The 15,041-nt window shown below is 59.3% G+C and carries 13 protein-coding genes; 6 read left to right on the top strand and 7 right to left on the bottom strand.

Going from position 1 to position 15,041, the window contains the following annotated elements:
* Positions 1 to 7: 7 nt before the first annotated feature.
* Together P3S72_RS06535 and P3S72_RS06530 are read right to left on the bottom strand one after the other, a co-directional pair.
* On the bottom strand, positions 8 to 421 hold the full coding sequence (locus tag P3S72_RS06535; RefSeq protein ID WP_276196688.1) for an NUDIX domain-containing protein: 414 nt from the start codon (positions 419 to 421) through the stop codon (positions 8 to 10).
* A 48-nt stretch (positions 422 to 469) separates the two neighbouring features.
* On the bottom strand, positions 470 to 1,816 hold the full coding sequence (locus P3S72_RS06530) for an HD domain-containing phosphohydrolase (RefSeq protein ID WP_276196687.1): 1,347 nt from the start codon (positions 1,814 to 1,816) through the stop codon (positions 470 to 472).
* 257 nt (positions 1,817 to 2,073) lie between these two features.
* Between P3S72_RS06530 and P3S72_RS06525 the strand changes: the two genes are divergently transcribed.
* Genes P3S72_RS06525 through P3S72_RS06510 form a run of 4 tightly spaced genes read left to right on the top strand, consistent with a single transcriptional unit; the run spans position 2,074 to position 8,167 of the window.
* Complete coding sequence (locus P3S72_RS06525) at positions 2,074 to 3,948, top strand: GGDEF and EAL domain-containing protein (protein ID WP_276196686.1); 1,875 nt, start codon at positions 2,074 to 2,076, stop codon at positions 3,946 to 3,948.
* A gap of 22 nt (positions 3,949 to 3,970) precedes the next feature.
* On the top strand, positions 3,971 to 4,957 hold the full coding sequence (locus P3S72_RS06520) for a cytochrome c peroxidase (protein ID WP_247403210.1): 987 nt from the start codon (positions 3,971 to 3,973) through the stop codon (positions 4,955 to 4,957).
* 10 nt (positions 4,958 to 4,967) lie between these two features.
* Complete coding sequence (locus P3S72_RS06515; protein WP_247403209.1) at positions 4,968 to 6,782, top strand: DAHL domain-containing protein; 1,815 nt, start codon at positions 4,968 to 4,970, stop codon at positions 6,780 to 6,782.
* Complete coding sequence (locus P3S72_RS06510; RefSeq protein ID WP_276196685.1) at positions 6,779 to 8,167, top strand: ATP-binding protein; 1,389 nt, start codon at positions 6,779 to 6,781, stop codon at positions 8,165 to 8,167. The genes P3S72_RS06515 and P3S72_RS06510 overlap by 4 nt, the downstream gene beginning before the upstream one ends.
* A gap of 80 nt (positions 8,168 to 8,247) precedes the next feature.
* Here P3S72_RS06510 and P3S72_RS06505 read toward each other — a convergent pair whose 3' ends face one another.
* Positions 8,248 to 8,538: a HigA family addiction module antitoxin gene (locus P3S72_RS06505; protein WP_276196684.1), complete on the bottom strand. Its 291-nt coding sequence runs from the start codon at positions 8,536 to 8,538 to the stop codon at positions 8,248 to 8,250.
* Between the two features lie 8 nt (positions 8,539 to 8,546).
* Entirely contained in the window at positions 8,547 to 8,822 is a 276-nt protein-coding gene (locus P3S72_RS06500; RefSeq protein WP_276197903.1) for a type II toxin-antitoxin system RelE/ParE family toxin, read from the bottom strand.
* Positions 8,823 to 9,127: 305 nt separating this feature from the next.
* Here P3S72_RS06500 and P3S72_RS06495 point away from each other — a divergent pair, with 305 nt between their 5' ends.
* Positions 9,128 to 10,747, top strand: coding sequence for an FMN-binding glutamate synthase family protein (locus P3S72_RS06495; protein ID WP_276196683.1), 1,620 nt, complete (start codon positions 9,128 to 9,130; stop codon positions 10,745 to 10,747).
* A 30-nt stretch (positions 10,748 to 10,777) separates the two neighbouring features.
* Here P3S72_RS06495 and P3S72_RS06490 read toward each other — a convergent pair whose 3' ends face one another.
* The 3 genes from P3S72_RS06490 to P3S72_RS06480 are packed head-to-tail and all read right to left on the bottom strand — an operon-like array spanning position 10,778 to position 13,650.
* Positions 10,778 to 12,313, bottom strand: a complete 1,536-nt coding sequence (locus P3S72_RS06490) for a glucosyltransferase domain-containing protein (RefSeq protein ID WP_276196682.1) — start codon at positions 12,311 to 12,313, stop codon at positions 10,778 to 10,780.
* 21 nt (positions 12,314 to 12,334) lie between these two features.
* The gene (locus P3S72_RS06485; protein ID WP_276196681.1) at positions 12,335 to 13,279 is read right to left on the bottom strand and encodes a glycosyltransferase family 2 protein; all 945 of its coding nucleotides are present in this window, start codon (positions 13,277 to 13,279) and stop codon (positions 12,335 to 12,337) included.
* Positions 13,276 to 13,650: a GtrA family protein gene (locus P3S72_RS06480; protein WP_276196680.1), complete on the bottom strand. Its 375-nt coding sequence runs from the start codon at positions 13,648 to 13,650 to the stop codon at positions 13,276 to 13,278. Before P3S72_RS06480 ends, P3S72_RS06485 begins: the two co-directional genes overlap by 4 nt.
* 223 nt (positions 13,651 to 13,873) lie before the next feature.
* Between P3S72_RS06480 and P3S72_RS06475 the strand changes: the two genes are divergently transcribed.
* A complete protein-coding gene (locus tag P3S72_RS06475) occupies positions 13,874 to 15,022 on the top strand; it encodes an OpgC domain-containing protein (RefSeq protein WP_276196679.1) in 1,149 nt (382 codons plus the stop codon).
* Positions 15,023 to 15,041: the final 19 nt, after the last annotated feature.

The raw sequence follows: 15,041 nt of genomic DNA, 5'->3' as shown, positions 1-15,041 counted from the left end.
GCGCCAATCAGGCGGTGGTGGTCAGCGATTGGCGATAAAACGGCAGGATCAGCTCACGCGTCAAGGGCGCCAAGTGCAGGCCGCCGTCACCGGCCGGGTCGATCCAGCGCACTTCTTCGATCTCGGCCGCCGGCGTCACCGGCACATCGATCTGCACCTGGAACAGTTCAGCTTGCACCGTGAAGCCCGGTTCGTTGGCGGCCGGGGCCGAGAAGCGGCCGAGGTAGACCGCCTGGCTCGGCTCAATACGCACGTTCAGTTCTTCGTGCAGCTCACGGGCCAGCGCCTCGACCGGTTGTTCACCGGCATCGATCTTGCCGCCCGGTTGCATGAACGCCTGGGTGCCGCGCTTGCGCACCAGCAAAGTCTGGCCGTCGCCGCCGATCAGGAGCGCGGCGGCGATGCGGATAGTGGTTGGCATGGACAAAATCACCTTGAATGCAAAGGCACAATAATCCCATGAAGCGCCTCAGCCTAAAAGCTGCGGCTCTTCCGGCTCCTTGATAAACACGCTGTACTTGGCGCCCTCCATCGCTTCAAACGCGATCAGCTTGTCCACCAGCGGCAGGTTGAGCACCTTGCCGGCATTGAGCAGCAACATGCCGTTATCGGCGTTGAGGTTGCGCGCCAGGACCATGCCTTCGGCCAGTTCACGGGTGCTTAGCACTTTGACGTTGGGGTCGCCCAGGGTCACGTCGCTGAGGAACGTGGCGCAGGCCAGGACGAAGTTTTCGACCATATCCGGATCATAGAGCCGCCCCGCGTACTTGCGGATGTACAGCAGTGCTTCACCGCTGTTCATCTGCCGCTCCAGGATCAGGCCTTTCTGCAGTTCGATGAAGTCCACCGCCAGTTTGAGCAACCGCGCGCCTTCGGGAATCGCATCGCCCTTGAGGTGATCGGGAAACCCGGTGCCGTCCCAGCGTTCCTGGTGATGGCGGATCAGCCGGGCGGCGTCCTTCATCGGTTCCAGGGTCATCAATAACGATTCGCTTTGCGTCGGGTAGACCCGATAGCGTTCGCGGTCGTTGCTGTGCAGCAGGTCCGACGGCGCGGCCATCATGCCGTCGCTCCAGCTCAACTTGCCAATGTTGTAGAGCGCCGCCGCCATGGCCAGGTCACGGGCGCTGGCTTCGTCCACCGCCTGGGCTTTGCAGTACACGCGGATCAGCTCGATCAACTGGCGGTTGGTCTGCTTATGCTTGGGCAGGCGCAGGTTGGCCAGCAGCGAAAACACTTCGGTGCCGGTCACATAGCTGCGCTTTAGCTCATCGTAGGCCAGGTCGAGCATGTCGGCGGTTTGCTGCAACTCACTGGTGCGGGCTGCGACGCGTTTTTCCAGGGTGGCGTTGAGGGCCTTCAACTGCTCGTTCTGATCGCGGGTCAACCGCTCAAGGCGCACGCGCTCGCGTTCGGAATGCTGGTGTTCCAGGGACTGGCGCAAGGTCAGGAGCATTTCCTCGTCGTTCCAGGGCTTGCTGATATAGCGGTGGATCTGACCTTCGTTGATCGCCTTGATCATCATGGTCATGTCGGCATAGCCGGTCAGCAGGATGCGCGTGGTGGCCGGGTACAGGCGGTGGGTCTCGGCCAGCAGCATCGCCCCGTCCATCGAAGGCATGCGCGCGTCGGTCATAAGCAGGTCGACGGGCTGGGCAGCCATGATTTCCAGAGCCTGGGCACCGCTGCCGGCCAGCAATACATCATAAGGCTGGCCCCGCAGCAGGCGGCGCAGGCTGTTGAGGATCGACTCTTCATCGTCGACCAGCAAAACAGTTGGCCTGTAAGGGGACGTCGTAGCAGTTTGTTCATCCATGGCGACACCTCCTGACAATGGCACACAGTTGCTTCATCGCGCCCCGGCGTAATCCATCGCTGTACTTGCACAAGCGATGAGCGCTAGATGCACGCTGGGGTAATTGGGGTTGATTTGACGCCAACTGGCGTACTTATTCAAGGGACCCGACTATGCTAGTAGCATGAAGCCATGACTCGTCCCGGTTTACCGAAGCATTCAAGGTAAGGAAGCCCGATGCGTAAGAATTTCCAGTTGCCCGCGCCCCGGTGTCAGTCATGAACCCGTGCTCGGGACGGGCCAACCGACGAATCCTGATCGTCGATGACACGGCCTCCATCCACGAGGATTTCCGCAAGATCCTGTGCGCCGATGCCAATGGCGGCCAGTCCCTGGACAGCATCGAAGAAACCCTGTTCGGCACCGCCCCCACCGTGCGCCAGACCTTTGAACTGGACTCCGCCTACCAGGGCCAGGAAGCGCTGGCCCTGGTCAACCAGGCCGTGGCTGACAAGGCGCCCTACGCCTTGGTGTTCATCGATATGCGCATGCCGCCGGGCTGGGACGGCCTGGAGACCATCGAACAGCTGTGGAACGTCGACCCAAACCTGCAGATCGCCCTGTGCACGGCCTACTCGGACTATTCCTTCGAAGCCATCGAAGCGCGCATCCAATACAGCGACCAGTTGCTGATCCTGAAAAAGCCGTTCGACAACCTGGAAATCCGCCAAATGGCCAGTGCGCTGACCTGGAAATGGCAGTTGGCCCAGGACGCGGCGCTCAAACTGATGGGGTTGGAGCGCACAATTGAAGAACGCGTGCAGGAACTGCTCAAGGTCTCGCACCTGCTGCAATACGACGCCCTGACCGAACTGCCCAACAGCGCCCTGCTGGGCGACCGGCTGACGCAGGCGATCGCCGTCTGCAGGCGCCATGACACTCAGTTGGCCGTGATATTTATCGGACTGGACCGCTTCAAGCGCATCAACAATGCCCTGGGCTACCCGGTCGGCGATGACATGCTCAAGCAGGTCAGCCAAAGCCTGGTGGCCACGGTGCGCGAGTCCGATTCGGTGTTTCGCTATGGCGCCGACCAGTTTGTGCTGATCCTCAACGACATCAAGCACCCTCAGCAAACCCAGTACATTGCCGAAAAACTGCTCGGTGCCATCAGCGCGACACGCTATGTGGCCGGGCATGACTTGAGCGTCACCGCGAGCCTGGGCATCAGTATTTACCCCAACGACAGTTTCAACGCGGTGGAGTTGATCAAGAACGCCGAAACCGCCATGCACACCATCAAAGCCCGTGGCCCCAACGACTTCAGTTTCTTCATCAACGAGATGAACCTGCGCGCCCAGGCCCAGCAGAGTCTGGAAACCGCGATCCGGCTGGGCTTGCAGCGCGATGAGTTTATTTTGCACTACCAACCGAAACTGGATTTGAACAGCGGCCAGATCGTCGGCGCCGAAGCGCTGATTCGCTGGCACCAGCCCGACCACGGCTGGATCTACCCGTCAGCCTTCATTCCCGTGGCCGAAGACAGCGGCCTGATCGTCCCCTTGAGCCAATGGGTGTTGCGCCAAGCCTGCGAGCAAGCGCAGGCCTGGAGCGCCGCCGGCCTGCCTGCGCTGTGTATCTCGGTGAATATTTCGGCGATTGATTTTCGCCAGCGCAATTTTGTCGCGAACCTGGCGGCTATTCTGGAGCGCACGGGCCTGGCGCCCGGTTTGCTTGAACTGGAAATCACCGAGAGCGTGCTGATGCAGAACGTCGAGGACACGCTCGTCACCCTGCGAGGCATCAAGGCCCTGGGCGTGCGGCTGTCGATCGACGATTTCGGCACCGGCTATTCCAGCCTCAGTTACTTGCGACGGTTTCCCATCGATGTGCTGAAGATCGATCAATCCTTCGTGCGCGGTTTGAGCGAAAACAGCCAGGACGCACAACTGATCAGTGCCATCATCAGCCTGGGCAAGAGTCTGGACTTGAACATCGTTGCCGAAGGCGTCGAGACGCTGGAGCAGTTGGCATTTCTCAAAGCCCACCGCTGTGAGGAGGGTCAGGGTTTCCTGTTCAGCAAAGCCGTGGCTGCCGATGACTTCGCTCAATTGATGCAGGCCGGGCACCCCAGCCTGATGCCTGACCAATAACTGTCTATCAAGGAACGAACGCTTGAGCCGTCTCCCCTCTCGCTCTCCTCGCCTGTCCCCTCGGGCACTCGGCTTTGCCGTCGTCCTGGGGTATGGCGGCGCCCTGCCCGTGTTGGCCGCGCCGCTGGATGAACCGCTCAAACCGCTGCCGCCGGTGCCGCTGCTGGATGCGGCAACGGTTGAGCTGGGGCGCCAGTTATTCAACGAGAAACGCCTGTCGGTCAATGGCAGCCTGTCCTGTGCCAGTTGCCATCGACTGGAGACGGGCGGGGCCGACGACAAGCCGTTTTCCCTGGGCGTTGATGGCCAACCGGCCAAGATCAACACGCCCACGGTGTTCAACGCCAGCCTGAACTTCAAGCAGTTCTGGGATGGCCGGGTCGACACCCTCGAGGCTCAGGTCGAACAGGTGGTCATCAGCCCGCGGGAAATGGGCAGCGACTGGAAGACCGTGGTCGACAACCTCGCGGCCATGCCGCATTACAAGGCCCAGTTCACCCAGGTGTACCCCGACGGCGTAACGGCGGCCAATGTGCAAAATGCCCTGGCGACTTATGAGCGCACATTGCTCACGCCCAACTCACGCTTCGACCAATACCTGCAAGGCAATACCGAGATCCTCACCCGCGAAGAAAAATACGGCTACCAACGTTTCAAGGAATATGGCTGCATCGCCTGCCATCAAGGCATGAATATCGGCGGCAACATGTTCCAGAAATTCGGCGTCATGGGGGATTATTTCAAGGACCGCCCTCCCGCCGAGACCGACCTGGGCCGCTACCTCGTTACCCACGACGACGAAGATCGTAACGTGTTCAAGGTGCCCAGCTTGCGTAACGTCGCCGTCACCGCGCCGTATTTTCACAATGCCTCAGCAAAAACCCTGGAAGAAGCCGTGGACGTGATGTTCACCTTCCAGTTGGGGCGCATTCCCTCAGCAGAAGACAAGGACCAGATCATCAAATTTCTCAAGACCCTGACCGGCCAATGGGCGGGCAAACCTCTATGAGCAGACGGTCATGAGACTCTCCCGCCACAACGTCGTCCAATTGCTGCTGGCCACCGCGACCGTGCTGCTGGCATCGGTACTGGTGTTCCTGTACATCAAGTCAACCTCCGACCAGACCAGCCGCTATACCGAGTCCCGTGACCTGATCCGCCAGATGCAGCAGCTCAATGCGCAGTGGGACAGTGAAGTGCTCAAGGCCAGAATCGCCCTGACCCACAACTACGATCCCCTGGTGACGCCACTGACGCAGATCACCCGACTCTGGGAGGAACTGCGCCACCACGAGTCATACCACGCGCCTAAAGACCTGCCCGGCTGGCAAGCCAGCCTGGACGCCGGCGAGGCGGCGATCCAGGACAAAGCGCGGCGGATCGACCAATTCAAATCCCATAACGCGGTGCTGCGCAACTCCCTGGCGTTCCTGCCGACCGCCGAAGACGATATCCAGGCTGCGTTCTCCCGGCTCGACGACGAGGGCCGGCTGCCCCTGCAAAACGTGGCCACCGACACCTATGACCTGTTGCTCAGCAGCATGGAATTCGCCCAGGTCGCCAGTGACGACCGCGCGGCCGAGATCCTGCTGGGCCTGAACCTGCTGGCCGTGAACAAAGAACGCTTGCCGGCTGACTTCCATCTGCCGGTGGACATTCTCAGCAACCACATTGCGCTGATCCTGCGCGAACAGCCGCTGGTCAACACCCTGCTGGAACAGATCGCCGCAGTTCCGGTGGCCGAGCGCCTGGACGAGCTGACCACCCACCTCAATCAGGATCAGCAGGCCTCCGACCTGATCGAGCAGAAGTATCACAACTACTTACTGGTGTTCTCCACCCTGCTGGTGGCGTTGCTGCTGTACCTGGCCATTCGGCTGCTGCGCAGTTTCGCCGAGATCAACCGGGTCAATCGCGCCCTGCACACCGCCAACGCGAGCCTGGAACAGCGCGTGGAAAAACGCACCCGCCAGCTCAAGGATGCGCAAAGCGAACTGCTCGACAGCGCACGCCAGGCCGGCATGGCGGAGATCGCGACCAACGTGTTGCACAACGTGGGCAACGTGCTCAACAGCGTGAACATCTCCGCCGAACTGGTCGCGCGCAAGCTGCGCACCAGCAAAGCATCGGGGCTGGGCAAGGCCATGCAGTTGATCAACGAACACCCTGATGACCTGGGCACTTACCTGCGCGAAGACGAAAAAGGCAAACTGCTGCCCGGCTACCTCAACCAATTGGTGGAAGCCATCGCCGTCGAGCAACAGGGCATGAGCGATGAGTTGGCGCAATTGAGCAAAAGCGTCGACCACATCAAGGACATCGTCTCCACCCAGCAATCCTACGCCGGGGTTTCCAGCGTGCTGGAGCCCTTGCAGGTCAGTGCCCTGATGGACGACGCGCTGCGCATGAATTCCGGCGCACTGAATCGCCATCATGTGACGGTGGTCAAGGAATATGCCCAGGTGCCTGAGATCATGGCCGACAAACACCGGCTGCTGCTGATCATGGTAAACCTGATCAGCAACGCCAAGTACGCCATGTCCAACCTGAGCGACAGGCCTCGGCAGATTACGTTGTCGATCACGACCGTGGAGGACAGCATCCTGCAAATCAGCGTCAAAGACGAAGGTGAAGGCATCCCCGCCGAAAACATGACGCGGATCTTCACCCACGGCTTCACCACGCGCAAGGAAGGCCATGGCTTCGGCCTGCACAGCTGTGCCCTGGCAGCCATTGAAATGAATGGAAGGCTGACCGCCCATAGCGACGGCCCGGGCAAGGGTGCGCTGTTCACTTTGCAAATCCCCCTCAACGATGCAGCAGGCCCCGCATGAACCAACCACCGAACCGGCGGATTCTGCTGATCGATGACACGCCCTCGATTCACGAAGATTTCCGCAAGATCCTCAAGCCGCCCCTGGAACAGAACCAGGCCCTGGACGCTATGGAAGCCACGCTGTTCGGCGCCAGCGACAAACCGCAAGGCCCGCTGTTCGAGCTGGACTCTGCCTACGGTGGCCAGGAAGGTTTACAACTGCTCGAGGCCGCCATGGCCGCGCAACGGCCCTACGCCCTGGCCTTTGTCGACATGCGCATGCCCCAGGGTTGGGACGGCGCGCAAACCATCGAAGAACTGTGGAAGGTCGACCCGAACCTGCAGGTGGTGGTGTGTACCGCGTACTCGGATTATTCCTGGGAAGAGCTGCTGTTTCGCCTGCACGCCCATGACCGGCTGCTGATCCTGAAAAAGCCGTTTGACAACATCGAAGTCCAGCAAATGGCCAACACCCTGACTGCCAAATGGGACATGGCCCGGCGCGCGTCCTTGCAAACCAGCCAGCTGGAACTGTTGGTGGAACAACGTACCCAAGCGCTGACCCACGCCAGCCAGGCCCTGCAACTGGAGATCGACGAGCGCAAGCAGTTGGAAAGCCAACTGGTGCAATCGGAAAAACTGGCGTCCCTGGGGCAACTGGCTGCGGGCGTGGCGCACGAGATCAACAACCCGGTGGGGTTCATTTCCTCCAACCTCGGCACCCTCGAGGGCTATTTCACGCAGTTGCAGCAGATGCTCGATGCCTACCGCCAGGCTGAAACCGCGATCGGCGATGATCAGTTCCAAGCCCTGCGCCATCGCCTGGACCTGGACTTTCTCAGGGAAGATATTCCGACGCTGATTCGCGAATCCAAGGAAGGCATCGGCCGTGTGGCGCAAATCGTCAAGGACTTGAAAGACTTTTCGCGGGTGGACACCGACCAGACCTGGCAGTGGGCCAACCTGCAACAAGGCATCGATTCGACCCTGAACATCGTCGCCAGCGAGCTCAAGTACAAAGCCGACGTGATCAAGCACTATGCGCCCTTGCCGGAAATCGAATGCCTGGCCTCGCAGCTCAACCAGGTGGTGATGAATTTGGTGATCAACGCAGCGCAAGCCATCGGGCCGGAGCGCGGCACCATTACCATCAGCAACGGCGTGGAAGGCGAGAGCATCTGGCTGGAAGTCGCGGACAACGGCTGCGGAATTGCCCCGGACGCCCTGCAGAATATCTTCGACCCGTTCTTCACCACCAAGCCAGTGGGCGAAGGCACGGGGTTGGGGCTGTCACTCTCCTACGGCATCGTCAAGAAACACCATGGTGAAATCTCCGTCAGCAGCGAGTTGGGCAAAGGCACCACGTTTCGGGTGGTGCTGCCCATTCGCCAAACAGCGGTGTAGGCCCGTTCGAAAAAGCATCACGCAACGGTCGGATCAACTCCCGAACTTTCCATCGAGTTCGAATAGGACCCGATACGACCTCATGCGCAATGCGCAACTCTCTCGACTTCTTTGTAAATCTGGGCGCCTTTGGCAATTTCCGCAGTGCGCAGATCATAGGCGGTCTGCAGGTTCAGCCAGAACTGTGCAGATGTTTCCAACGCGACTGCCAGGCGTAATGCAACGTCCGCACTGATGCTCCGACGCATCAACACAATGTCATTCACCGTAGGGGCGCAAGCGAGAGCGGCTGCGGTCAGGCCCAGCGGTTCCAGGTACTCTTCCTTGAGTATTTCCCCAGGGTGTACAGGCCGCATACCATTCTTAAACATGATTCACCTCAGTGGTAATCCACAATTTCAACATTTTCAGGGCCGTGAGGCCCCCAAATGAAACAGACCCGGAATTGACCATTGATTCGGATACTGTGTTGTCCCTCCCTGTCACCGTATAACGGTTCCAGCCGATTCCCGGGCGGTGAACGCAAGTCAGCGAGGTCAACCGCTGCATCCAGCATGCTCAGCTTTCGTTCCACCACGGAAACGACAGCGGACCAGCGTCGGATTCGACCGGTTTCAAACAGGTTTTGGGTTTCGGCGCATTTAAAGCTTCTTATCCTCGCTTAATGCTTAACGTTATTCATTAAGGACCAGCTCTACATGGGCTGTCGATGTATTCAACCGACAGTTGAATAGGCCCTGAGGGATGGCGACGAGCGGTCAGTGCCGCAGTCAAAAAAGCCGCTCCAGACACTGGAACGGCCTTAGAGGTAAGGCCTGAACGCCTCACGCCAACTGTCTATATCGGGCCAGTCCGCCGTGTCTATGCGACCCAAGCGAATGCACCTACAGGTTGTTCAGGGTTTCCTTACTGGCGCAGAATGCCGCACCGACCAGAAGAGTCCGACCCCAAGGTAACCGTATGAGCCTGTCCTTGCTAAGCCGTTACGCGGTGTTTGCCGTGTGCGTCATTTTCACCCTCGCCAGCCTGCCTTTCATCGAACATGAATGGTTATGGCCCATTACCCTGGTCACCGGCCTCCTCAGCCTGCTCGGCCTCTTCGACCTGCTGCAAAGCCCTCACGCGATACGTCGCAACTATCCGATCCTGGGCAATATCCGTTACCTGGTCGAAGGCATTCGCCCGGAAATCCGCCAGTACCTGCTCGAGTCCGACAGCGACGCCCTGCCCTTCTCCCGTGCACAACGCTCATTGGTCTACTCGCGCGCCAAGAACGAAACCGCCGACAAACCCTTCGGCACCTTGATCGACGTGTACCAGTCGGGCTTCGAATTCATCAGCCACTCCATGCGCCCCGCTCCGTTGACTGACCCGAACTCGTTTCGCGTGATGGTCGGCGGCCCGCAATGCAAGCGGCCGTACTCGGCCTCGGTCTTCAATATCTCGGCCATGAGCTTCGGCTCTCTGAGCGCCAATGCGATCCGCGCGCTCAACCAGGGCGCCAAGCTGGGCAACTTCGCCCATGACACCGGCGAAGGCAGCATCAGCCCCTATCACCGCGAAAACGGTGGCGACCTGACCTGGGAGCTGGGCAGCGGCTACTTCGGCTGCCGCACCCGCGATGGCCGTTTCGACCCGGAGCGCTTCGCCGAGCAGGCGCAGAACCCGCAAGTGCGCATGATCGAAATCAAAATGAGCCAGGGCGCCAAGCCTGGCCATGGCGGCATCCTGCCCAAGCACAAGGTCACCCAGGAAATCGCCGATACACGCGGCATTCTGATGGGCGAAGACTGCGTCTCGCCATCGCGCCACAGTGCGTTTTCCACCCCGATCGAGCTGATGCACTTCATCGCCCAATTGCGCGAGCTGTCCGGCGGCAAACCGGTTGGCTTCAAGTTCTGCCTGGGCCATCCGTGGGAATTCATGGGCATCGCCAAGGCCATGCTCGAAACCGGCATCCTCCCCGACTTTATCGTGGTCGACGGCAAGGAAGGCGGCACCGGCGCCGCGCCCGTGGAGTTCACCGACCACATCGGCGTGCCGCTGCGCGACGGCCTGCTGTTCGTCCACAACACCCTGGTGGGCTTGAACCTGCGTGACAAGATCAAACTCGGCGCCAGCGGCAAGATCGTCAGCGCCTTCGACATCGCCAGCGTCCTGGCCATCGGCGCCGACTGGGCCAACTCGGCGCGCGGCTTCATGTTCGCCATCGGCTGCATCCAGTCGCAAAGCTGCCACACCAACAAATGCCCGACCGGCGTCGCCACCCAGGACCCCCTGCGCCAACGCGCCCTGGTCGTGCCCGACAAGGCCCAGCGCGTGTTCAACTTCCACCGCAACACCCTCAAGGCCCTGGCCGAAATGCTCGCGGCAGCGGGCCTGGAGCACCCGTCGCAACTGTCGGCCAAGCATTTGGTGCGACGTATGTCAGCCACCGAAATCAAGCTGTTCTCGCAGCTGCATGTGTTCCTCAAGCCCGGGGAGTTGCTAACCGGGGAAGTGAACGGCGAGTTTTATTCGCGCATGTGGCAGATGGCGCGGGCGGATAGTTTTGAGCCGCATGAGGTGGTGGCTGCGTAGTCCAAACGGCGCCTGGAGCTCAGGCGCCCCTTAACGAACCCTCCCGTCGGCAGATATATCTTTCATCACGACAACTGCAGTCTTGTCCTGAAGATACACACTGTAAAAGCGGTTCTCGATCAGACGTTCTCCCTGCTGCTGTCGGCCCCACCAATCAAAGCTCTGAGTAGGTGGGAACGGTACTATTACTCCCGAACGGCTCAGTAACTCTGGCTGGAGCAGGACATGAACGTTAAGCACATACCTCAAAGCAGGCATTATCTTCATTGCGCCCTCAGCGCCACCATACCAATCGTTGCTGAAGTTATTGACCATCTGAACGTGCTCGATACCCGATAGTCGCTCGTTGGTTATCAACTCATAAGACAGGTAGTGAACGACACTGTTTTCCAGTTCCTTCTGTAACGTTAATACACGCCCATAGGCATAAGAAAAAGCCAGCATTGCCAGTAACGGCAGCAGCAATAGCAGTCCCCATTTCTCCCCGCCCAGCACCAGCACGTTTCGGGACAAATAAAACACCAGTACCAGAAATGTCGACATCCCCATCATCAACCTGGCATTGCTGTCAAAAAACCTGAAAACCAGTGCCAAGCCCGGAATCGCAAGAAAGGCCACTGCAAGGGCAATAAGGCAGATCAGGCTCAACATAAGCCTTTGGAAAAACGTGTTATCGCTTTTGAAAATGCGATAAAGGCTCAAGCAAAAGCCGCACGCCGCGAGCGCGAGCACCAGAGCTATTAACCAACGGTTTCCGTCGTGAACCAACAATGCAATGTGCTGCACGCACGTCAGCAGGTCATTGCTCAAAAGCCGTAACCAGTCGCCGTCAAGGACGCGCAAAGCCTTTCGTTCCGCAACCGTGAACTGATAGGCCGTCAGCACATAAATCAGAACCCCCAAGGTCAACTTCAAACATTGATCGAGCAATAACAGCAAACTGCGACGTAACGATAGGTTCCTGTCCACTTCCCGAATCAATTCAACACAACACAATCCGATGTATACGTTGATGACCATTTGATAAAAACCCAACCCCAACGCCATTAACAGCCCCGCCACGGCCTGTCGCAAAATCATTGAGCGATGACGAAACGTAATTGCATAAATAGCAGCCGCCACCCCAAAAGCCGTTGTCGGGCCATCATAGTGATAGGAAAGGTTTTGCAGGAAAAAAGGGCTGTACCACAGTGGTAATACCACCAGGCAAGTTGCGGCTGTAGATCGTTGGAATAAGTGCATAACCAACGTGTCAAGCGCACAAACAAACAACACCATCGCCAACACTAACGGCAATGGAAAAACATCCGGCATGCCGCTGCTAAAAGAAAGCCCTTGATAGAAAAGCTCGACCCACAGCCGACCACTCTCTTGCCAGGTCATACCACTCTCTTGCCAGGTTACACCACTCTCTTGCCAGGTCATCCCGCCAGATAGTGCTCGCAAGTTGTCATCAAGGTAGAGGTGGTCAGCGAGGATCAGTGGCCAGGCGAACAAAAAGACAGCTACGCCAAACAATATCAACCGGTGGCATCTTGAGAGCGGCCTCAGCCAGAAATCAGTCATCGTTTACCTCACTGCGTTCATTCAAACCCCACGCATGCCTGTCTTTTTTAGAACGATGTCCCGGATAACGTACCTCGGCCGATGCTTGGCCTCCATATAAATCCGCCCCACATACTCGCCCAATATCCCGATCCCGATCAGCTGCACCCCACCCAAAAACAAGATCGCCGTCATCAACGACGGATACCCCGGCACCGCATTACCAAACAGCACCTTGTCCACCACCAGATACCCGGCGTACACCAGCGCCAGCAGGGAAATACCGCCGCCGATATAGCTCCACAACCGCAGCGGCAAGGTGCTGAACGAGGTGATGCCATCCAGTGCCAGGTTCCACAGTTTCCAGGCATTGAACTTGCTCTGGCCGACAGCACGGGGGGCGCGGTCGTACTCGACGATGGCTACGTTAAAACCGGCCCAGGACAGCACGCCTTTCATGAACAATTGCTGCTCGGGCAAGGCCTTGATCACGTCCACCACCTTGCGGTCCATCAGCCGGAAGTCGCCGACGTTTTCTTCGATGTGGGTGTAGGAAATTCGATTGAGCAGGTGATAGAAAAGCGATGCACTGTGGCGTTTGAAGTAGCCGTCACTGGTGCGATCCCGGCGTTTGGCCAGCACCACGTCGGCGCCTTTTTGCCATTCGGCCAGCAGTTGCGCGATGACCTCGACCGGGTCTTGCAGGTCGACATCCATCGGGATTACCGCATCTCCCGTGGCATATTCAAGCCCGGCGAACAGCGCCGCTTCTTTACCAAAGTTACGCGAGAAGTTGATCAGCACCACGCGGCTATCGGTCAAGGCGAGCGCCTGGGCATACTCGGCGGTGCAGTCGGAACTACCGTCGTTGATAAACACAATCTCGACCGTATGCTCGTGCAACGAGGCCTCTTGCCGCACGCTGCGGTAAAACACGCCGACCGCCTGCTCCTCGTTATACACCGGCACCACCAGCGAGACCCTCATTGCCCACGCTCGCGAAACACCACGCACCGGGACAGCAAAAACCCGCACACCAGGCTGATCAGCGAAAACACCATCACGGTGATGATCCCCGGCGCCTGCCGACGGTCCGCCAGCCACCCCACGCCCAGGCTCACACTGCCCATGCACGCCATGAACAGCGTGTAACGCGGCAGCGAGGGGGGCGTGGAAAAGGTGTAGATCGCATTGACATAAAACGAAAAGGACGCCGCCACGCAAAACGCGAGGACATTACTCACGGCCTGGCTGAGGTCCAGCGCGGCCCGGAACACAAAAAACAGCTGCCAATGGATCACCGTATTAGCGATGCCAATCACCGTGTAACTGGAGAACCCCTTCCACAGTCTGGTCATAGCGTTGTCCCGTTGCGACTGGCTCCAGCAAGCCACGGCGCCCGAACGCCGTCTACTGTCAGAATTAACAGGTAGCGCCGCTGCGCCATTGAGACATTCAGTAATACCCAGCCTTTGCAATTGCTTATAAATACCGCCAACCTGCGCCCGCCCGACGTGCGGCGTAAGACAACCGCCGCGCTCGTCTGTCATTACTAAACCCTTCGTACAAGAGCCCGCTGCCATGCTGAACGGACGCGACCCACGCATCGATTTTTTTCGGGGCCTGGCGTTGATCTTCATTTTCTGGGATCACGTCCCCCACAATCCCCTCGGCCAGATCACCCTGCGCAACTTAGGTTTCAGCGATGCGGCGGAGGTGTTTGTGTTCCTCGCCGGTTACGCCGCCGTGCTGGCCTACGGCAAGATCCTGCAACGCGACGGCTACTGGGTTGCCGCGCTGAAAATCCTGCGGCGCGCCTGGGTGCTGTACGTGGTGCATATCTTTTTGCTGGCGATGCTGATGGGCATCGTGTTCTTCGCCAACAGCCATGTGGAAACCCGCGATCTGGTCGAAGAGATGGGCCTGACGCATTTCGTCACCCAGCCGCAGCAGGCGCTCACCGATGAATTGCTGCTGCGTTTCAAGCCCAACCTGATGGACCCGCTGCCGCTGTACATCGTGTTGCTCTGCGGTTTGCCGCTGGTGTTGCCGTTGCTGCTGCGCCAGACCTGGGCGGTGGTGGGCGTGTCGCTGGGTGTGTACCTGCTGGCGCCGTGGATGGGCTGGAACCTGCGGGCAATCGCCGATGGCGTGTGGTACTTCAACCCCGTCACCTGGCAGTTGCTGTTTGTGCTCGGCGGCGCGGCGGCGCTTCATTCCCGCCGGCCACGCCCGACGCAAACCCGTGGGCTGCTGCGCCAGCCGCTGTTTATCGCGGCGGCGGCCTACTCGCTGCTGGCGGCGATCATCACACTCTCCTGGCGCTGGCCCGAGGTGCATGACGCACTGATGCCCGCGTGGCTCAGCGACCTGCTGTACCCCATCAGCAAAACCGACCTGTCGCCGGTGCGCCTGGTGCACTTCCTCGCGTTGGCCTATGTCACCGCCAAGCTCTTGCCCCACGCCGGCTGGACCCGCCATTGGCTGGCGCAACAAAGTTGCCGCATGGGCCGCTATTCCCTGGAGGTGTTCTGCCTCGGCGTACTGCTGGCGCCGCTGGCGGACATGCTCAATGCCCTGGCCGGCGATGCGTTGGCCATGCAGTTGTTCAGCGCGTTGGCAGGCGTGGCGTTGATGGGCTTTCTGGCGACCTGGCTGGAATTCAACAAGCGCCTGGACAGTTCCTTGCAAGGACGTCGCTCAGTGCCCACGTCGTCATTAAATAGTTAGCCCCGGCAGTTTTCGCGTC

Origin of the sequence: Pseudomonas sp. D3 (assembly GCF_029320995.1) — a bacterium.
Taxonomy (GTDB): domain Bacteria; phylum Pseudomonadota; class Gammaproteobacteria; order Pseudomonadales; family Pseudomonadaceae; genus Aquipseudomonas; species Aquipseudomonas paraveronii.
The sequence above is the reverse complement of the archived record's forward strand: the minus strand, read 5'-3'. Positions and strand labels throughout refer to the sequence as shown.

Coding starts and splice junctions, on each gene's coding strand:
- P3S72_RS06480 (WP_276196680.1), bottom strand. CDS start 13,650: ATGACCAGACTGTGGAAGGGGTTCTCCAGTTACACGGTGATTGGCATC.
- P3S72_RS06530 (WP_276196687.1), bottom strand. CDS start 1,816: ATGGATGAACAAACTGCTACGACGTCCCCTTACAGGCCAACTGTTTTG.
- P3S72_RS06475 (WP_276196679.1), top strand. CDS start 13,874: ATGCTGAACGGACGCGACCCACGCATCGATTTTTTTCGGGGCCTGGCG.
- P3S72_RS06525 (WP_276196686.1), top strand. CDS start 2,074: ATGAACCCGTGCTCGGGACGGGCCAACCGACGAATCCTGATCGTCGAT.
- P3S72_RS06485 (WP_276196681.1), bottom strand. CDS start 13,279: ATGAGGGTCTCGCTGGTGGTGCCGGTGTATAACGAGGAGCAGGCGGTC.
- P3S72_RS06505 (WP_276196684.1), bottom strand. CDS start 8,538: ATGTTTAAGAATGGTATGCGGCCTGTACACCCTGGGGAAATACTCAAG.
- P3S72_RS06510 (WP_276196685.1), top strand. CDS start 6,779: ATGAACCAACCACCGAACCGGCGGATTCTGCTGATCGATGACACGCCC.
- P3S72_RS06515 (WP_247403209.1), top strand. CDS start 4,968: ATGAGACTCTCCCGCCACAACGTCGTCCAATTGCTGCTGGCCACCGCG.
- P3S72_RS06535 (WP_276196688.1), bottom strand. CDS start 421: ATGCCAACCACTATCCGCATCGCCGCCGCGCTCCTGATCGGCGGCGAC.
- P3S72_RS06490 (WP_276196682.1), bottom strand. CDS start 12,313: ATGACTGATTTCTGGCTGAGGCCGCTCTCAAGATGCCACCGGTTGATA.
- P3S72_RS06495 (WP_276196683.1), top strand. CDS start 9,128: ATGAGCCTGTCCTTGCTAAGCCGTTACGCGGTGTTTGCCGTGTGCGTC.